An 18,854-nucleotide genomic window follows, 5' to 3' on the forward strand; every position below is an offset into this window, starting at 1 on the left:
TGGTTTTGGGTTTACAGCCCGGCCGGTTTTTTGTTTTCAGGTGAGGGCGGCGCCGGGGCGCGGGGGGGCCCGCGGTGGGGGGCCCGGGGGGGGGGGGCCGCCCCGTCACCTGCCCCGTCGGCCCTCGCCCACCCCGTCCGGAGGACCAGCGTGACCGCACTCCCCGCTCCCGCGGACCGCGTGTTCCGGCTGGTGCGCGACCACCTCGCCCCGCCGCTGGCGCTGCTGGGCCGGATCGCCGGCTCCGGCGCGGTGGAGAGCGAGGCGCAGGGCTGCTCCGTCACCCTGTCCGACGGCCGCCGGATGTTGGACTTCGGCTCCTACGCGGTCACGCTGCTCGGCCACCGGCACCCCGACGTCGTGGCGGCCGTGCACGCCCAGCTCGACCGGATGCCGACCGCCACGCGCACCCTCGGCAACCCGGTGCTCGCCGAGGCCGCCGCGGCGGTGGCCGGGTACGTCGGCCTGCCGCGGGTCTGGTTCGGCTGCAACGGCACCGACGCCGTCGAGGCCGCGCTGAAGCTGGCCCGGCTGGCCTCCGGCCGGTCCCGGGTGCTCGCCGTGACCGGTGGCTACCACGGCAAGACCCTCGGCTCGCTCGCCGCGACCCACCACCCCCGGTACCGCGGCGGGCTGGAGCAGGTGCTGGGACCGGTCACGCACCTGGACCCCGCGGACCCCGACGCGGCCGACCGCGCGCTGGCCGCCGGCGACGTCGCGGCGCTGCTCGTCGAGCCCGTGCAGGGTGAGAACGGCGTGGTCCCGCTGCCGGTGCCGGTCCTGCGCCGCTGGGCCGGCGCGGTCCGGACCGGCGGCGGCTTCGTCGTCGCCGACGAGATCCAGTGCGGGCTGCGCCGGTGCGGCGAGCGCTCGGTGGCCGTCGCCGACGGCATCCCGGTCGACGCCGTCCTGCTCGGCAAGCCGCTCGGCGGCGGGGTGGTGCCGCTGTCCGCGCTGGTGTGCACCGACGACCTGCACCGCCCGCTGGCCGAGGACCCGTCCCGGCACACGGCCACCTTCTCCGGGCACCCGCTGTCCTGCGCGGCCGTGCCGCCGACCCTGCGCGCGATCGAGGCCGCCGCCCCGCGACTCCCGGATCTCGAGCGCCGGCTGTCCGACGGCCTGGCCGACCTCGCCCGGCGGCATCCCGGCGCGGTCACCACGGTCCGCGGCCGGGGCCTGCTGTGGGGCCTGGACCTGTCCTCGCCCGCGGTCGCCGGCGCCGCCCTGGTCGACGCCCTCGAGCGCGGGCTGCTGATCAGCCCCTGCCTGGGCCGCCCCACCACGCTGCGCCTGCTGCCGCCGCTGGTCGCGCGGCCTGCGGACGTCGACACGGCGCTGTCGGTCCTCGACGACGTCCTGCCCGCCTGACCCCGACCGAGAGGAGCACGACCGTGCCGACGACGACGCCCCCGCGGACGGACGGGGTCCTGGCGGCCTACTGGCCGGAGGCGTACCGGTGGCTGCCGGCCGCCGTCCTGGACGAGGTCGAGGCCGGCGCCGAGCGGGCCGACCGGACGGGCACGCCCAACGAGGCGGGGCTGCGGGCCCTGGTGGCCGACGGGTACCCCGGCCTCCCCGTCCCGCGGGAGTTCTCCGGGCGGGGCGCCACGCTGGCCGAGTGCTGCGCCGTGCAGGCCGCGCTGGCCGGGCGCGATCCGGCGCTGGCCATCGCGACCAACATGCACCTGTTCTCGGTCGGCATGATGGTCGAGCACTGGCAGCGCCGCCGCGACGTCTCCTGGTTCCTCCTGGAGGCGGTCGCCGCGCAGGACCGGCTGGTGGCCTCGGCCTTCGCCGAGCCGCACCTGGGCGGCAACGTGCTCGGGTCCTCCTTCCGCGCCTCCCCGGCGACCGGGGGCCTCCGGTTCAGCGGGTTCAAGGCCCCGTGCTCGCTGGCGACCGTGGCCGACCTCGTGTGCTTCCAGCTGGAGACGACCGACGGCGAGCTGCTGGTCGCCCTGCTGCCGATGGACGCCCCGGGGATCAGCGTCACCCGCTCCTGGGACGCCCTCGGCATGCGCGGCTCGGGCTCGGACACCGTCGCCTTCACCGACTGCCTGGTCCCCGACGAGCTGGTGTTCCACCGCAGCCGGCCGGGGGACGCCGACGACGACGCGATCGCGGCCGGGGTGATCTGGTTCTGCCTGACCACCACCGCCACCTACCTCGGCGCGTTCGACCGGCTGCTCACCGAGGCCGGGGCGCTGCTCGGCCGGACGCGGGTCCACCACCTGGGCACGCGTCGCGCCGACCTGCCGTCGACCCACCAGGTGGTCGGTGACGTCCTCACCGAGGTGCTCACCGTGCAGGCCGCATGCCTGGGCATCGCCGCCCGCCTGGCCGACGGGGCCGCGCCCGAGGGGCTGCTCCCGCACGCCGTCGCCCTGAAGCAGCGGTGCGCCGACGCCGTGACGGCGGGGGTGGGGCGGCTCGGCGAGTGCATCGGCGGGCTGTCGTTCAGCCGGCGCACCCCGTTCGAGCGCCTGTGGCGGGACGTGCAGGCGGCCCGGTTCCACCCGCCGACCGCGGCGGCCGCCCGCCAGTACCTGGGCCGCACCGGCCTCGGGCTGCCCGCCGACCTGGCCCTGGACGAGGCGGCGCCGGCGCTGCACCGGGCGGTGGCGGGCGCGTGAGGCTGCTGCTGACCGGTGCGACGGGGGTGGTGGGCAGCGAGGTCGCCCGCCTGCTGGCCCGTGCCCACCCGGACGTCGAGGTGACCCCCACCAGCTACCGCGGGCGCCCGGAGCAGGGCGTCGCGGCGTGGGCCATGGACGTGGCGCCCCCGCCGGCGGCGCTGACCGGCACCCCGTGGGACGTCGTCGTCCACTGCGGTGCCAACGTGCGGTGGAACCTCGAGCCCGCGCAGGCGTGGCGGGCCAACGTCCGCACCGTCGAGGCGCTGCGCCCCGTGGTCGGCCCGGAGACGCGCGTGGTGCACGTGTCGACCGCCTTCGCGACCGGCCTGGCCGGGGACGCGGCGTCGGCCGACCTGGCGGACTACCGCAACACCTACGAGTGGTCGAAGGCGGCGGCCGAGCGGGCCGCGGACGAGCTGTTCGGGCCGTGCTGGATCGTCCGCCCGCCGCTGGTCATCGGCCGCCGCGACGACGGCCGGGTGGCCCGCTTCACCGGGATCTACCAGCTGATCCGGGCGGCCCTCACCGGTCTGCTCCCCGCCGTCGTGGGGCACGCGGAGGCGCAGGTGGAGCTGGCGCCGGTCGACGACGTCGCCGCCGAGGTCGTCCGCCGCGCCCTCGGGGACCCGCCCCGGCGGACGACGCCGGTGACGCTGGCCGCGGGCGCGCACGCGCTGACGCTGCGGCAGGTCATGGACACCAGCTACGCCGTGCTCGACGCGTGGCGGCGGGAGCGGGGCCTGCCGCCGCTCGGCCGGCTGCGGTTCGTCCCGCCGGACACCTGGGAGCGCTTCTACCGCCCCCTGGCCGCCGAGCACCTCCGGCCCCGGCACCTCGCGCTGCTCGCCGGGCTGAGCGCCTTCCGGCACTACTTCGAGACGGCGCGGGCCTTCCCGCCCGACGTGGCCGTGCCCGCGGTGACCCCCGCCCTGGAGCGGTGCGTCCGGCACTGGGCCGACGCCCACCCGGCCATCGCCAGCAGCACACCCCGCCCGTGGACCTGAACCGACCGAGGGAGCACCCATGCCGACCGTGACCACCGAGAGCGCCAGCACGCTGCACCCCGACCGGGTGTGGGCCGCGGTCCTCGACCTCGAGACCTTCACCCCCGTCCTCGACGACGTCCGCCGGATCGAGGTGCTGTCCCGGGACGGCGACGTCCGGATCACCGCCTGGTCGGTGCTGCTCAAGGGCTCGGTCATGGAGTGGGTGGAGCGGGAGACGATCGACGCCCCGGCGCGGCGGATGTCCTTCGAGCAGGTGGAGGGCGACCTCGCGCACCTGGAGGGGTACTGGGAGGTGCTCCCCGAGGGGGCCGGGGGCAGCCGCGTCCGCCTGCACGTCGAGTTCGACCTCGGCGTCCCGCTGCTCGAGGAGATGCTCAACCCTGTCGCCGCGCGGGCCCTGCACGACAACGCCCGCTCGATGATCGTCCAGCTGCACGCCCGGCTCGCGGCGTAGGGGCGACGGTGCACCCGCGGGCGGCGGGCCGGGGCGCGGCCGCGGCCCTGGCCGGACTCGGGGCCGCCGAGCTCCTCACCGCCCTCGTGGACCGGCCCTCGCTGCTGGACGCCGTGGCCCGCGTCGTCGTCGACACCGCCCCGCGGGCGGTCGTGGACCGGGTCGTGACGACGGTGGGGGCGGCGGACAAGGCGCTCACGCGGGCCGGCGTGGCCGGCGGCGTCCTCCTCGCCGGCGTCGCCGCGGCCGGCGCTCCGGCGGCGAGGGGCACGGCGGTCGCGCTGGCCACCGCGCTCGGCGCCGCGGCCACCGCGCGGCGTCCCGCGCGCGCGCCGGTCGCCGGCGCCGGGGCGGCGGCGCTCGGGGGCGTCGTCGGGCTGCGGGCGCTGTCGGCCCGGCACCCGGGTGCCGCGGCCGGCCTGGGCGGCGCCGCGCTGGCCCTCGGCTGCGGACGCCGCGTCCTGCGGCGCCGCCGGTTCGCGGCCGGGGCCCGCCGCGCGCCGCTGCCGCTGGCCGCCGGTGCCCCGACCGACGGCGCGGAGACGTGGGGGGAGTGCAGCCCGTTGTCGACGCCGCCGGAGCGGTTCCTGGCCACCGACGTCGCGCTCGGCACGCCGCTGGTGGACGGCGACGCGTGGCGGCTGCGGATCGGCGGTTCGGTCGCGCGGGAGGTGGAGCTGAGCCGGGCCGACCTGCTGGCGCTCGGCACCGAGGACGTCGACGCGGTGCTCGTCTGCATCCACAACCCGCCGGGCGGTCCGCGGGTCGGCAACGGGCGGTGGACCGGCGTCCCGCTGCGCCGGGTCCTCGACCTCGTCGGCCCGCTGCCCGGTGCCACCGCCCTGGTGTCCCGGTCCGCCGACGGCGTGGACATGTCCTGGCCGCTGGAGGTGCTCGACGAGCTGGGCGGCTCCGTGGTGCTCGGCCTCGGCGGAGCGCCACTGCGGCCGGAGCACGGCCACCCGGCGCGGCTGCTGGTCCCCGGCCTGTACGGCCAGTACGCCGGGGTGAAGTGGCTGACCGAGCTGCGCCTGGTCGAGGACCGGCCCGCGGACTACTGGGTGCGCCGAGGCTGGCCGGCCGGCCCCGTCCGGGTCCGTCCCCAGGCCCGGATCGACGCGCCGGCGGCGGGCCCGTGCCCCGCGGGCGCCGTGGCCGTCCGCGGGGTCGCGTGGGCGCCTCCGCACGGCCTGCGCGGCGTCGAGGTGTCGGTGGACGGCGGCCCCTGGCGCCCGGCGGAGCTCGCCCGCGAGCTGTCCGGCACGTCCTGGCGGCGGTGGCGCGCCTCGGTGGAACTGCCGCCCGGACCGCACGACGTGCGGGCGCGCGCGGTGCCCCGGACCGGCCCGCCGCAGACCGGGGAGCCGGCCCCGCCCTTCCCGGCCGGCACCGCCGGCCTGCACACCGTCCGCCTCGTCGCCCGCGCCGTCCCGGGCGGTCGCCGTGGCTGACCGCGCCGTCGACGCCCAGCGGCGCTACCACGCCGGGCTGTTCGCCACCCTCGCCGCGTGGGACATCGCCCGGGACGTGGCCGAGGACTGGCGCGTGGGGGAGGACCCGGCCGTACCGGCGGGCATGGACCAGCTCGGGCACTTCGGCCCGCCCGGCTGCGACCTCGTCGTCGACCGGGTCGCCCGCGACCTGCCCGACGGCGTGGGCGTCCTCGTCGAGCTCGGCAGCGGGCTGGGCGGAGCGCTGCGGTACGTCGCCGACCGGCTGCGCCGGCGCGGGGTCGGGGTCGGGACGGCGCTCGGCGTCGAGCTGGTCCCGGAGCACTGCGCCGCGGCCGACGTCATCGCCGCGTCCCTCGGCGCCACGAACTGCCGGTCGGTGTGCGCGAGCGCGGAGCGGCTGCCCCTGGCCGACGGCTCGGTCGACGCGGTCGTCGTCACCGGGTCGATGCCGCACTTCGCCCGGCCCGGCCGGGTGCTGGCCGAGGCGTCCCGGGTGCTGCGCCCCGGGGGCGTCCTGGTCCTCACCGAGGAGGTCAGCATCGCCGCGTCCGGGCGGACGGCCGGCGCGGACTTCCGCGCGCTGCACCCCTCCGGCGTGTTCTTCCTGTCGTCGGCGGCCGAGCGCCGCCGGCACCTGCGCGCCGCGGGCCTGACGCCCGTCGAGGAGCGCGACCTCACCGACTGGGCGCACCAGTTGCTCGGCGAGCGGCTGCGCGCCCTGCGCATGTTCCGGGGCGTCGCCCGGTCGCTGTTCGGCGACGCCGGGACCGACGCCGTCGAACGCACGCTCACGGTGGCCCGCGACGCCTACGCCGCGGGCGACCTCGTCCCCATGCTCGTCCACGCCCGGAGGTCAGCCGCATGAAGCACGACAGCCCCGTCCTCGTCACCGGCCTCGGCGCGGTCACCCCGCTCGGGCCGGACGTCGGCGCCCTCTGGGACGGCCTGCTGCAGGGTCGGTCCGGGGCCCGGGCCCTCCCCGGGAGCTGGGCCGGGGACCTGCCGGTCCGCATCGCCGCACCGGTGTCCACGGACGTCGCGGAGCAGCTCCGCCCTCAGCAGGCGCGGACGCTGGACCGGGTCCAGCAGCTGGTGCTCCTCGCCGCCCGGGAGGCGTGGCGGGACGCCGGCGCGCCGGAGGTGGAACCGGACCGGCTGGCCGTGGTGATCGGCTCCGGTGTCGGCGGCCTGCTCACCCTGGTCGACCAGTGCGACCGGCTGCGCGAGCGGGGGCCGGCCGCGGTCTCGCCGCTGGCGGTGACCATGTTCATGCCGAACGGGGCCGCGACGACCGTCGGGTTGGAGCTCGGTGCCCGCGGCGGCGTGCGGACGCCGGTGTCGGCGTGCGCATCCGGGGCCGAGGCCATCTCCCTGGGCCTGGAGCTGGTCCGGTCGGGACGCGCCGACGTCGTCGTGTGCGGCGGGAGCGAGGCCCCGATCCACCGCGTGTCGCTGGCCGCGTTCGCCGCCGCCCGGGCCCTGTCCCGCAGGGAGGACGACCCGCGCTCGGCGTCCCGGCCGTTCGACAAGGGGCGCGACGGGTTCGTCCTCGGGGAGGGGGCCGGCGTGCTGGTCCTGGAGTCCGCCGCGCACGCCGCGGCCCGGGGCGCGGGAGCGCACGCGGAGCTGGCCGGCGCCGGCCTCACCGCGGACGCCCACCACCTCGTCCGGCCCGACCCCAGCGGTGCCGGCACGGCCCGGGCCATGCGGGCGGCGCTGGCCGACGCCGGGGCCGGCCCGGGCGACGTCGTCCACGTCAACCCGCACGCGACGTCCACCGTCGTGGGCGACGTGATCGAGGCCGCGGCGATCCGCGCCGTCCTGGGACCGCACGCCGACGGCGTGGCGGTCAGCGCCACCAAGGCCATGACCGGCCACCTCATGGGGGCGGCGGGCGCGGTGGAGGCCGTGGCGACGGTGCTGGCGGTCCGCGAGGGCATCGCGCCCGCCCACCCGACCCTCGAGCACCTCGACGACGGGGTGCCGCTCGACGTGGTCACGCACCGCCCGCGCCGGTTGGGACGCGGGGTGGCGCTGTCGAACTCGCTGGGCTTCGGCGGGCACAACGTCAGCCTCGCCGTCCGCGCGGCCTGACGACGGAGGTCCCTGTCCGGGCCCTCCGCACGGGGCTACCGTTCGGCCCTGCTCCCGGTACCGGCACCGGCCCCGGACAGGCCGTTCCGCCTGCAGACGCCGGGCCGGGTGTGGGGACAGGAGGCGTCCGTGTCCAGGAACCGCACCGCTCCCCGGCAGGGCGTGGTGGCCGCCGCGCTGCTGGTGCTCGCGACGGCACCGACCGTCGCCGCCGGCTCCCCGCCGGACCCCCCTGCGGGCGACCCCGGGGTCGTGCTGAGCTGGAACGCCATCGCCTGGCGCACCATCGGGGTCGAGGGGCAGAAGCCGCCGCCGGTGGCCCAGCTCCACCTCGGCCTGGTGTCCACGGCCGTGTACGGCGCGGTGGTCGCCGCTGAGGAGCACGACGCCGCCTCCGACGTGGCCGCGGCGACGGCGGCCCGCGACGTCCTCGCCGAGTACTTCCCGGCGTCCCGGGCCGCGCTGGACGCCGACTACGACGCGTGGCTCGGCGGCGTCCCGGACGGCGAGGCGCGGCGCACCGGCCAGGCGGTCGGCGCCGCGGCCGCGGCGGCCCTCGTCGCGGCCCGCGCCGACGACGGGCGGGACGCCCCGATCACCCTCCCGACGCCCGAGGACCCGGAGCCGGGGCGGTGGGTCTCGACCGGCAGCGGGGAGTTCCTCGCGCCGTGGCTGGCCTTCACCGATCCGCTCGTCGTCGACTCGGCCGAGCAGTTCGCCTCGGACGGCCCCGACCCGCTGGACAGCGAGGAGTACGCCGCGGACCTCGCCGAGGCGGCGTCGATGGGGTCCGCGACGAGCACGGACCGGACCGCGGAGCAGACCGAGCTCGCCCGGTTCTGGAGCGACAACCCGGTGCGGCAGTACCAGGACGCCATGCGCGAGCGGCTCGCCCGCCAGCCGATGGACGTCGAGGGCACCGCGCGGGTGTTCGCCGCCGCCAACAGCGCCGGGGCCGACGCCGGGATCACCTGCTGGCGGGTCAAGTACGACACCGCCTTCTGGCGGCCGGTCACCGCGATCCACGAGGCGGACCGGGACGGCAACCCGGCCACCGCACCGGACCCGGGGTGGACCTCGCTGGTGCCGGCCCCGCCGTACCCGGAGAACCCCAGTGGCCACGGCTGCATCAGCTCCGCGGTCGCCGGGACCCTCGAGGGGCTGTTCGGCCGCGGGCAGGTGGACCTGCGGATCCACAGCACCGTCACCGGCACGACGCGCGTCTACGACGACGCCGACACCTGGGTGGACGAGGTCATGGACGCGCGGGTCTGGCTCGGCATCCACTTCCGGGACTCGATGGACGACTCCCGGGAGATCGGCAGCGGGGTCGCCGAGGCGGTGCTCGAGGAGTTCGGCGCGGGCGGGCGGTGACGGCGGGCCGGTCGCCCCGGCCCCGCGGGGACGGCGTGTCGGCACCCGGCCGCCGGGGCAGACTCGGCTCATGACGCGGGTCGGCCTGGTGCTGGGCGCCGGGGGCGTCGTCGGTCAGGCCTACCACTCCGGCGTGCTGGCGGTGCTCCAGCACGACTTCGGCTTCGACGCGCGCACCGCGGACGTCGTCGTCGGGACGTCGGCCGGCTCGATCACCGGCACGCTGCTGCGGCTCGGCGTCTCGGCGGAGGACCTCGCGGCCTGGACGGTGAAGGCCCCCCTGTCCGGCGACGAGGACGTGCTGCGCCAGATGGCCGGCACCTCGGTGCCCGAACTGGCCCCGTTCAACCCGCTGCACCTGCTGCGCCGCCCCCTGCGCGTGCCCGGGCGGCACATGGTCGCGCGGGCGCTCACCCGGCCGTGGCACTTCCGGCCGCTGGCCGCCGGCATGTCCCTGGTGGCGCCGGGACGGCACGACGTCGTGGAGCAGCTCGCCGCGCTGCGGGAGCTGGAGCAGCCGGGGTGGCCGCAGCGGCCGCTGTGGATCTGCGCGGTGCGCCGGCGCGACGGGCGACGCGTCGTCTTCGGCCGCCCGGGGGCACCCGAGGCGCCCGTGCACCTGGCGGTGGCCGCGTCCTGCGCGGTGCCCGGGTACTTCGCCCCCGTCTCCATCGACGGGCACGCCTACGTCGACGGCGGCGTGCACTCGCCGACCAACGCCGCGATCCTGCGCGGCCTGGGGCTGGACCTGGTCGTCGTCATCTCGCCCATGAGCGGCCCGGCCGGGCTGCGGCCGGACGTCTACGCCGCCTCCCGCCGGCACTCGGCGCGGCTGCTGCGGCGCGAGGTCGGCGCCCTGGAGGCGACCGGCGTCCAGACGCTGGTGTTCACGCCGGGCGCGGCGGAGCAGGAGGTGATGGGCAACGACATGATGTCCCGCTCCCGCCTGAATGAGGTCGTCCAGCAGTCGTTCCTCGCGGCCGGTTCCCGCGCGGCCACCCCGGCGGTGGCCGCCCTCGTCCGCAAGGCGGCCGAGGCGGGGTAGCGCCGGCCGTGCGGTCAGGTCCCGGCGCCGGGCGCCCGCAGCCGCACCGGCAGCCGGGTCACGCCGCGCATGAGGATGCTGGCGCGCCAGGTCAGCTCGGTCGGGTCGCAGGCGGGGGCCAGGTCGGGGAAGCGGGCGAGCAGGGTCCGGAAGGCGATCTCGCCCTCCAGCCGGGCCAGCGGGGCCCCGAGGCAGTGGTGCAGGCCGAAGCCGAACGCCAGGTGGCCGCCGGTCTCGCGGTGCGGGTCCAGCTCGTCGGGCCGCGGGAAGCGGGCGGGGTCGCGGTCGGCCGAGGCCAGGGCGAGGAGCACCACCTCGCCGGCCGGGATGGTCGTGCCCGCGATGTCGACCGGCTCGGTCGTGTGGCGGAACGTGGCCAGGTCGACCGGGCCGTCGTAGCGCAGGAACTCCTCCACCGCCCGCGGGGTCAGGTCGGGGTCGGCGCGCAGCTCGGCGAGCCGGTCGGGGGAGCGGAACAGCGCGAGCACCCCGTTGCCGATGAGGTTCACCGTCGTCTCGTGGCCGGCGACCAGCAGCAGGAACGCCATCGCCACGGTCTCCTCGGGCGAGAGCCGGTCGGCGTCCTCCGACGCGGCGACGATCGCCGACAGCATGTCGTCGGCCGGCCGGGCCCGCTTCTCCGCGACCAGCGCCCCGAGGTAGCGCGCCATGGCGGCCGCGGCCGCCGAGCGGTCGGCCGCGGCGCCGTCGGAGGACAGCAGCGTGTTCGACCACGTGCGGAAGCTCGTCCGCTCGGCGCCGGGCACGCCGAGCAGGTCGCAGATGACCGCCATCGGCAGCGGGAAGGCGAAGGCGTCGAGCAGGTCGACCACTGGTGGGCCGGCGGCCATCCGGTCGGCGAGCCCCGCGGCCACCTCCTCGATCCGCGGGCGCATCGCCGCGATGGCCCGCACCGTGAACGCCCGGCTCACCAGCTTGCGCAGCCGGGTGTGGTCCGGCGGGTCGCTGCTGAGCATGTGCCGGGTGAGCTCCTCGGTGAACACCGCGCGCCGCTCGGGCGGCACCGGCTGGGCGCCCAGCACCCGCGCGAAGCCGCCGGCGTCCTTGGCCAGCCGGGGGTCGGTGAGGGCCTGTCGCACGTCGTCGTACCGGGTGACCAGCCACACGGGCAGGCCCACCGGGGTCCGGGCCCGCGCCACCGGACGCTCCGCGCGCAGCCGGGCGTACAGGGCGTACGGGTCGGCGAAGAAGGCCGCGTCCAGCTCGACCACCGGGTCGAGGGTGGTGGCCGTGGACGAGCGGGGGTCCATCGCCCGAGAGTCCTCGGGCGCCGCGGGCGGGACAACCCCCTGCGCGGCCGGGTCGTCGCCGGCCCGCGGAGCGCGGCACGGGAGTAGCGTCCGGGCTGCTTCGCCGGGGACGACGGCGGGAGACGACCGTGAGCGCGACCTCGCAGGGAACCGGTCAGCCGGCACCGCCGGTGGTCGTCGCGCTGCGGGACGTCGACGCCGGGGCGGTGGAGCGGGTCGGCGGCAAGGCGGCCAACCTCGGCGAGCTGATCGGCGCGGGGCTGCCGGTGCCCGACGGGTTCTGCGTGACCACCGACGCCTACCGCGACGTGGTCGCGGCCGCCGATCTCACCGGGGTCCTCGACGAGCTCGCCGCCACCGGGGCCGACGACCTGGACCGGTCGGCGGACCTCGCCCGGCGGGCCCGCGAGCGGATCCTGGCCACCCCCGTGCCGGCGCACGTCGCGGCCGAGGTCACCGCGGCCTACCGGGAGCTGGGGGAGGCCACCCCGGTCGCGGTGCGCTCCTCGGCCACCGCGGAGGACCTCCCGGACGCCAGCTTCGCCGGCCAGCAGGACACCTACCTCGGGGTCGCGGGCGCCGACGCGGTGCTCGACGCCGTCCACCGCTGCTGGGCCTCCCTCTGGACCGACCGGGCGGTCGTCTACCGGCTCCGCAACGGGGTCGACTCCGCCTCGACCCGGCTCGCCGTCGTGGTGCAGCGGATGGTCGACGCCGCGGTGGCGGGCGTGCTGTTCACCGTCAACCCGGTCACCGGACGGCGCGGGGAGACCGTCGTCGACGCCAGCCCGGGTCTGGGCGAGGCCGTGGTCAGCGGGGCCGTCAACCCCGACCACTTCGTGCTCGACAGCCGCACCGGCGCCGTCCTGGAGCGGCGCCTCGGGGACAAGCGCCTGGTCGTGCGGGCCCGCCCGGGCGGCGGGACCGAGACGCTGCCGGTGCCGGCGTCCGACACCGCCAGCCTCACCGACGACCAGCTGCGCGCCCTGGTCCGGCTCGGCGACCGCGTCCAGCAGCACTACGGGACGCCTCAGGACACCGAGTGGGCCGTCGACGGCACCGGCGCGCTGTGGCTCACCCAGGCCCGGCCGGTCACCACCCTGTTCCCGATCCCGGACGGCGACCCGGCGCGGCCCGGGCTGCGCGTCTGGTTCTGCTTCAGCCTCGCCCAGGGGCTCACCCGTCCGCTGACGCCGATCGGGCTGTCCGCGATCCGGGTCATCGGGTCCTCGGTCGCCGGCCTCTACGGCTCCCCGCCGGCCGACCCGGTGGCCGGGCCGCCGGGGGTCCGGGACGCCGCGGGGCGGCTGTTCTTCGACATCACGGCGATCGTGCGCAGCACCGCCGGGCGGGCGGTCTTCCCCCGCGTGCTCGACGTGATGGAGGCCCGCTCGGCCGCGGTGCTGCGCGGGCTGTTCGACGATCCGCGGCTGTCGGTGGTGTACCCCTCGTGGGCGCCGGTGGTGCGCCGGCTCGCGGTGGTGGCGGCGCGGTACGCCATCCCGCTGCAGGTGGTGCAGGCGGTGGCCCGGCCGGCGGCGGCGCGCCGGCGTCTGGACCGCGTGGAGGCGCGGCTGCGGGGGCGTCCGGTGCTGCCGGCGTCCGCCCCGCCCGCACATCGGCTGGACGCCGTCGTCGGGCTGCTCGGCTCCGCCGTCGTCCAGGTGGTGCCGCGGGTGATGCCGCCGGCCGCGGCCGGTTTCGCGCTGCTGTGGCTGGCCGGCCGGCTGCTCGGGCCCGACGCGCGACCGGGTGAGCTCGCGACGGTCCTCCGCGGGCTGCCGCACAACGTGACCACCGAGATGGACCTGGAGCTGTGGGACCTCGCGACCGCGGTCCGGGACGACGAGGAGGCCGCCGCGGCGGTGCGCCGCGAGCCGGCCGCCGCGCTCGCGGCGCGCGCCCGGGCCGGGACGCTGCCGCCGGTCCTGCAGACCGGGCTCCGGGGGTTCCTCGACCGCTACGGCCACCGCGCCGTCGCCGAGATCGACGTCGGGGTGCCCCGCTGGGCCGAGGACCCCACCCACGTGCTCGGCGTCCTCGGCAACTACCTGCGGCTCGACGACCCCGACCGGGCGCCGCGGCGTGTGTTCGACCGCGCCGCCGCGGAGGCCGAGGCCATGGTGGCGACGCTCACCGGCCGGGCCCGGCGGCGCGGCCGGCTGCGGGGGGCGGCGGTGGGCCTGGCCCTGGACCGCGCGCGGCAGCTGGCCGGCATCCGGGAGCTGCCCAAGGCCCTCATCGTGATGGTCCTGGCCCGGGCGCGCGGCGAGCTGCTGGGCATCGGCGCCGACCTCGCCGCCGGGGGCCGGCTCGTGCGCGCGGAGGACGTGTGCCTCCTCGACGTGGGCGAGGTCGCGGCCGCCCTCGACGGCCGGGACGTGCGCGACCTCGTCGCCGCCCGCCGCGCCGACCTCGACCGGGAGATGGGCCGCCGCCACGTGCCCCGGGTCCTCCTCAGCGACGGCACCGAGCCGGAGGCGCGCACCGGGCTGCCACCGGCGGCGGACGGCGCGCTGGTGGGCACCCCGGCGTCGGCGGGGACCGTCACCGCGGCCGCCCGCGTCGTCCTGGACCCGGTGGGGGCGCACCTCGCGCCGGGCGAGGTCCTCGTCGCGCCGTCCACCGACCCGGGCTGGACCCCGCTGTTCCTCACCGCCGGTGCGCTGGTCATGGAGATGGGCGGGGCGAACTCCCACGGGGCGGTGGTCGCCCGCGAGTACGGCATCCCGGCGGTCGTCGGCCTGCCGGAGGCGACCAGCCGGTTCACCACCGGCCAGCGGCTCACCGTCGACGGCACCCGCGGGCTGGTCAGCGTCGCGCCGGACGGCTGAGCCCCCGGCCGGGATCCCCGGTCAGACGAGGACGCGGCGGCCGTGCACCCGGTCGGCGGCCTCGGCGGCGAGCAGGATCCGGCGGGCCGGGCGGTAGCGGCCCTCGCGCAGGCTGCGGGCCTTGTCCGGGTCGGTCCGGGCCAGCTCGGCGCTGGCCGCGAGGTCGTGCGCGTTGCCGGCCAGCTCCACCAGCCGGCCGAGGGGGTGGGCCGCGCTGCGGCGGATCAGGCCGGCGATGTAGGGCTCCCCGGGGCGCCGGGTGACCGCGTCCACCGCCTCGACCACCACCTCCGGGACGCCGAGGGCGCGCAGCCGGTCGAGGTCGTAGCGGCGGTCCGGGTCGGGGTGGTCGCGGGTGTCCTCGACGATGTCGTGGAGCAGGCCGGCCATCTCCGCCTCGGGGCCGTGCGGCCGCAGCGCCTCGGCGATCGGCCGCAGGTGGGCCAGGTAGTGGTCGCGGCCCCGGGCGTCCACCTGGCCCTCGTGCGCCGCCAGCGCCAGCAGGTGCGCGTCGGCCACGGTGAACGCCACGTCCCCGAGGTTAGGTGCTGCCGGAACCGGACGTCCGGCGACGATCCGGGTGGGGACCGTCCCGTACCGGAGGCGGGGAGCGCCGGAGCGTCACCACCACGACGCCCCGCGCGCCCGGTCGTTGCCCGGCGCGGCGCCGGGTCCTAGGAAGCTGCTGAACGCTGTCGTCCGGCTCGTACGAGGTGGATGCCATGGGACTCCCAACCCCCAGGATCTCCGGCGACGTCGCGGCCCTGGTACGCGCGGGCGGGGCCGGTCCACGGCGCCCGGACCGGCACGGGCGGCCGGTCGACCGCGGGCAGGTGACCCGCTGATGGCCTCGATGGTCGGGGCGGCGGTCGTCCGCAAGGAGGACCCGGCGCTGCTCACCGGGCGCGGCCGCTTCGTGGACGACATCCGCCTGCCCGGCACGGCGCACATGGCCTTCGTGCGCAGCCCCCACGCGCACGCCCGGGTCCTCTCGATCGACACCGCGGCAGCTGCCGGGTCGCACGGTGTCCTCGGCGTCTGGACAGCGGCGGACCTGGCCGGGCTGCCGCCCACCCGGTCCCTGCCCGGCATGGAGCGGCCGTGCCTCGCCTCCGACACCGTCCGCTTCGTGGGCGAGCCGGTCGCCGTCGTCGTCGCCACCGACCGGTACCTGGCCGCCGACGCCGCGGCCGCCGTCGTCGTCGACTACGAGCCGCTGCCCGCGCTGACCACCGTCGAGGCCGCCATGGCGGAGGGCGCGGCGCCGATCGTGCCCGGTCAGAGCAGCAACGTGGTCCTCGCCCAGCAGATGACCGAGGACGACGCCGAGGCGGAGCTGGCGGCGGCGCCGCACCGCACCAGCCTGCGCATCCGCAACCAGCGGCTGGCCGCGGTCCCGATCGAGCCCGGCGGCTGCCTGGCGACCTGGGACTCCCACGCCCTCACGCTCCACGCGACGGTGCAGGCACCGCACCCGCTGCGCAACGAGCTGGCCGCGATGTTCGGTCTTGCCCAGCACGACACGCGGGTCGTGGCGCCCGACGTCGGCGGCGGTTTCGGCGCCAAGGCGAGCTTCTACCCCGAGTTCATCCTCACCGCCGAGCTCGCCCGGCGGCTGGGGCGCCCGGTCCAGTACGTCGAGTCCCGCAGCGAGAACCTCGTCTCGATGACGCACGGCCGCGCCCAGGTCCAGGACGTCGACGTCGGCTTCGACGACGAGGGCCGCGTGCTGGCCCTGCGCGTGGCGATCGTCCAGGACTGCGGGGCCTGGCCGGACCCGCTCGGGGCCGCGCTGCCCACCCTGACCGCCTACATGTCCGGCGGCTGCTACGGGATCGGCACGATCGCCGCGTCGTTCCGCAGCGTCGCGACCCACACGACGCCGGTCGCGGCGTACCGCGGGGCCGGCCGGCCGGAGGCCGCCTTCCTGATCGAGCGGGTCATGGACGTGGTCGCCGACGAGCTCGGCCGCGACCCGATCGACGTGCGCCGCGTCAACTTCATCCAGCCCGGCGAGATGCCCTACGCGACGCAGTGGCCGGGGATCGTCTACGACGAGAGCGACTACCCCGGGCTGCTCGACACCCTGCTCCGGCACCTCGACGTCGCGCAGCTCCGGCGGGAGGCCGAGGAGCGCCGGGCCGACCCCGGCCGGCCGCTGCTGGGCATCGGCTTCTCCAGCTTCGTCGAGATGGGCGGCTTCGGGCCCACGCCGCTGCTCGAGCAGTTCGGTTACGTCGGCGGCTGGGAGTCCTCGACCGTGCGGATGAACCCCGACGGCTCGGTGGTGGTGTCGGTCGGCACCAGCCCGCACGGCCAGGGGCACGAGACCGCCTTCGCCCAGATCGCCTCCGACGCCCTCGGCGGGGTACCGGTGGAGCGCATCACCGTGCGGCACGGCGACACGCACACCGTGCAGGAGGGCATCGGCACGATGGGCAGCCGCGCCATCCCGGTCTGCGGGCCGGCCGTGCAGCGCTCGGCCGGCAAGGTCCGGCACAAGCTGCTGCAGATCGCCGCCCACCTGCTCGAGGCCGACGAGGGCGACATCGAGCAGGACGGCGAGACCTTCTCCGTGCGGGGGACCCCGGGCACCGAGGTCCCGCTCGCCGAGGTCGCGCTCACCGCCTACAAGCCGCACAAGTGCCCCGAGGACATGGAGGTCGGCCTCCAGTTCATGGACTACTACGAGCCGACCAACCTCAGCTACCCCAGTGGCGCCCACGCCTGCGTGGTGGAGGTCGACCGCGACACCGGCCGCGTCCAGGTCCTCCGCTACGTCGCCGTCGACGACTGCGGCACCGTGATCAACCCGCTGACCGCCCGCGGCCAGGTCGAGGGCGGCCTGGCCCAGGGGATCGCCCAGGCGCTGCTGGAGGAGGTCGTCTACGACGCGGACGGCCAGCCGGTCACCGCCACGCTGGTCGACTACCAGGTGCCCGGCGCTCCCGACGTGCCGGCCATCGAGAGCCACCACATGGTGGTGCGCACGAGCTTCAACCCCCTCGGCGCCAAGGGGCTCGGTGAGTCCGGCGCGACGGCGGCACCCCAGGCGGTCGTCAACGCCGTCGTCGACGCGCTGTCGCACCTCGGCGTCCGGCACATCGACATGCCGTTGACGCCGTTCCGGGTGTGGACGGCGATGCACGACGGCGCGGGCAGCGGAACCGCCCGCGCGGCCGCCACCCCGCCGTCCGACCGGCCGCCCGGCGGGCCGGGCGGCGGTCCCGACGAGACTGGACGGTGACCCCGTGAGACACGACGTGCACATGCGGGTGAACGGCGTCGCCACGCACGGCACCGTGGAGTCCCGGCAGCTCCTGGTGCACTACCTGCGCGAGACCCTGGGGCTCACCGGCACGCACGTGGGGTGCGACACCTCCAACTGCGGCGCCTGCACGGTGCTGCTCGACGGCGTCGCGGTGAAGTCGTGCACCGTCTTCACCGCTGCGGCCGACGGCGGGGAGGTGCTGACGGTCGAGGGCCTGGCCCACGACGGGGAGATGTCGCCGGTGCAGGAGGGCTTCCGGCAGTGCCACGGGCTGCAGTGCGGCTTCTGCACGCCGGGCATGGTGGTGGCGGCGACGGGGCTGCTGCTCGACCAGCCCCGGCCCACGGCCGAGGAGATCCGCGCGGGCCTCGAGGGCAACCTCTGCCGCTGCACCGGCTACCAGATGATCGTGGAGTCGGTGGCCTGGGCGCGGGACAACGGCGGCCCGGGCCCCATGGCCACCGCACACGCCGAACGCGCCGCTGAGGCGGGCCGGCGATGATCCCCGCCGCCTTCGACTACCTGCGCGCGGAGTCGCTGGACCATGCCGCATCGCTCAAGGCCGAGCGGGGGGACGACGCCACGTTCCTCGCCGGCGGGCACTCGCTGATCCCGCTGATGCGGTTCCGGCTGGCCGCGCCCGAGGCCCTGATCGACATCAGCGGCCTCGGTGAGCTGCGGAGGCTGGAGCAGACCGACGGGTCGGTGCGCCTGGGCGCCGGGCTGCGCTACCGCGACCTGGAGGCCTCCCCGGTGGTACGGGGACGAGTGCCGTTGCTGGCCGCCGCGGTGGCCACCGTGGGCGACCGGCAGGTACGCGCCCGCGGGACCATCGGCGGCGCCGTGATGCACGGCGACCCGGCGGCCGACGTCCCGGCGGTGCTCGTGGCCCTGGACGCGACGCTGCTGCTGCGGGGGCCCGGCGGCGACCGCGAGATCGCCGCGGCCGGCTTCTTCGTCGACTTCTGGCAGACCGCGGCCGAGCCCGACGAGGTCCTGGTCGAGGTCCGCGTCCCGGCAGTGCCCGGGCGGGCGTGGAGCTTCCAGAAGTTCCGCCAGCGCAGCCAGGACTGGGCCACCGTCGGCGTCGCCGTCCAGCAGGCGGCTGACGGCGCGTTCGCGGTCGGGCTGGTCAACATGGCGCCGGTTCCCCTGCGGGCGCGTGCGGTCGAGCAGGCGCTGGCCGGGGGGGCCGGCATCGACGCCGCGGCCACCCGCGCCGCCGAGGGCGCCAGCCCGCCGTCGGACCTGCGCGCCGACGCGGCCTACCGCTCCCACCTCGCGCAGGTGCTCACCGCCCGGGCGCTGAGGGAGGCGGACGCGGGCGCGCACCGGTCGGGGTGACCGGACCGGCACCGCGGCGCCTCCTGGAACCTGCGGCAGGCCTCCGGCGCCCGCGCCGGCGATGAGG

At 77.5% G+C, this 18,854-nt stretch carries 15 protein-coding genes; 13 read left to right on the top strand and 2 right to left on the bottom strand.

All coding sequences use genetic code 11. The features are described from left to right. Positions 1 to 150: 150 nt before the first annotated feature. The 9 genes from ACI78Q_RS21515 to ACI78Q_RS21555 all read left to right on the top strand — a co-directional run bounded on the left by ACI78Q_RS21515 (position 151) and on the right by ACI78Q_RS21555 (position 10,067). Positions 151 to 1,371: a class-III pyridoxal-phosphate-dependent aminotransferase gene (locus ACI78Q_RS21515; protein WP_456925498.1), complete on the top strand. Its 1,221-nt coding sequence runs from the start codon at positions 151 to 153 to the stop codon at positions 1,369 to 1,371. A gap of 23 nt (positions 1,372 to 1,394) precedes the next feature. Then, positions 1,395 to 2,636 carry an acyl-CoA dehydrogenase family protein gene (locus ACI78Q_RS21520; protein WP_456925499.1) on the top strand — a complete coding sequence of 414 codons (1,242 nt, stop codon included), beginning with the start codon at positions 1,395 to 1,397 and terminating at the stop codon, positions 2,634 to 2,636. Beyond that, complete coding sequence (locus ACI78Q_RS21525) at positions 2,633 to 3,643, top strand: SDR family oxidoreductase (RefSeq protein ID WP_456925500.1); 1,011 nt, start codon at positions 2,633 to 2,635, stop codon at positions 3,641 to 3,643. The genes ACI78Q_RS21520 and ACI78Q_RS21525 overlap by 4 nt, the downstream gene beginning before the upstream one ends. 19 nt (positions 3,644 to 3,662) lie before the next feature. After that, a complete protein-coding gene (locus ACI78Q_RS21530; protein WP_456925501.1) occupies positions 3,663 to 4,100 on the top strand; it encodes a type II toxin-antitoxin system RatA family toxin in 438 nt (145 codons plus the stop codon). A gap of 8 nt (positions 4,101 to 4,108) precedes the next feature. Then, the gene (locus ACI78Q_RS21535; RefSeq protein ID WP_456925502.1) at positions 4,109 to 5,551 is read left to right on the top strand and encodes a molybdopterin-dependent oxidoreductase; all 1,443 of its coding nucleotides are present in this window, start codon (positions 4,109 to 4,111) and stop codon (positions 5,549 to 5,551) included. Then, the gene (locus tag ACI78Q_RS21540) at positions 5,544 to 6,419 is read left to right on the top strand and encodes a class I SAM-dependent methyltransferase (protein WP_456925503.1); all 876 of its coding nucleotides are present in this window, start codon (positions 5,544 to 5,546) and stop codon (positions 6,417 to 6,419) included. The genes ACI78Q_RS21535 and ACI78Q_RS21540 overlap by 8 nt, the downstream gene beginning before the upstream one ends. After that, complete coding sequence (locus tag ACI78Q_RS21545) at positions 6,416 to 7,648, top strand: beta-ketoacyl-[acyl-carrier-protein] synthase family protein (protein WP_456925504.1); 1,233 nt, start codon at positions 6,416 to 6,418, stop codon at positions 7,646 to 7,648. Before ACI78Q_RS21540 ends, ACI78Q_RS21545 begins: the two co-directional genes overlap by 4 nt. 129 nt (positions 7,649 to 7,777) lie before the next feature. Beyond that, complete coding sequence (locus tag ACI78Q_RS21550; protein WP_456925505.1) at positions 7,778 to 9,022, top strand: vanadium-dependent haloperoxidase; 1,245 nt, start codon at positions 7,778 to 7,780, stop codon at positions 9,020 to 9,022. Between the two features lie 70 nt (positions 9,023 to 9,092). After that, complete coding sequence (locus tag ACI78Q_RS21555) at positions 9,093 to 10,067, top strand: patatin-like phospholipase family protein (RefSeq protein ID WP_456925506.1); 975 nt, start codon at positions 9,093 to 9,095, stop codon at positions 10,065 to 10,067. Between the two features lie 14 nt (positions 10,068 to 10,081). Here ACI78Q_RS21555 and ACI78Q_RS21560 read toward each other — a convergent pair whose 3' ends face one another. Next, on the bottom strand, positions 10,082 to 11,338 hold the full coding sequence (locus tag ACI78Q_RS21560; RefSeq protein WP_456925507.1) for a cytochrome P450 family protein: 1,257 nt from the start codon (positions 11,336 to 11,338) through the stop codon (positions 10,082 to 10,084). Positions 11,339 to 11,466: 128 nt separating this feature from the next. Here ACI78Q_RS21560 and ACI78Q_RS21565 point away from each other — a divergent pair, with 128 nt between their 5' ends. Next, on the top strand, positions 11,467 to 14,172 hold the full coding sequence (locus ACI78Q_RS21565) for a PEP/pyruvate-binding domain-containing protein (RefSeq protein WP_456925508.1): 2,706 nt from the start codon (positions 11,467 to 11,469) through the stop codon (positions 14,170 to 14,172). Positions 14,173 to 14,193: 21 nt separating this feature from the next. Here ACI78Q_RS21565 and ACI78Q_RS21570 read toward each other — a convergent pair whose 3' ends face one another. Then, positions 14,194 to 14,703 carry a phosphohydrolase gene (locus tag ACI78Q_RS21570; RefSeq protein WP_456925509.1) on the bottom strand — a complete coding sequence of 170 codons (510 nt, stop codon included), beginning with the start codon at positions 14,701 to 14,703 and terminating at the stop codon, positions 14,194 to 14,196. A 313-nt stretch (positions 14,704 to 15,016) separates the two neighbouring features. Here ACI78Q_RS21570 and ACI78Q_RS21575 point away from each other — a divergent pair, with 313 nt between their 5' ends. The 3 genes from ACI78Q_RS21575 to ACI78Q_RS21585 are packed head-to-tail and all read left to right on the top strand — an operon-like array spanning position 15,017 to position 18,787. After that, entirely contained in the window at positions 15,017 to 17,419 is a 2,403-nt protein-coding gene (locus ACI78Q_RS21575) for a xanthine dehydrogenase family protein molybdopterin-binding subunit (RefSeq protein ID WP_456925510.1), read from the top strand. Positions 17,420 to 17,423: 4 nt separating this feature from the next. Next, complete coding sequence (locus ACI78Q_RS21580) at positions 17,424 to 17,945, top strand: (2Fe-2S)-binding protein (RefSeq protein WP_456925511.1); 522 nt, start codon at positions 17,424 to 17,426, stop codon at positions 17,943 to 17,945. Further along, positions 17,942 to 18,787: an FAD binding domain-containing protein gene (locus ACI78Q_RS21585; RefSeq protein WP_456925512.1), complete on the top strand. Its 846-nt coding sequence runs from the start codon at positions 17,942 to 17,944 to the stop codon at positions 18,785 to 18,787. The genes ACI78Q_RS21580 and ACI78Q_RS21585 overlap by 4 nt, the downstream gene beginning before the upstream one ends. The last annotated feature ends 67 nt before the right edge of the window (positions 18,788 to 18,854 follow it).

This window comes from Geodermatophilus sp. SYSU D00705, assembly GCF_054050135.1.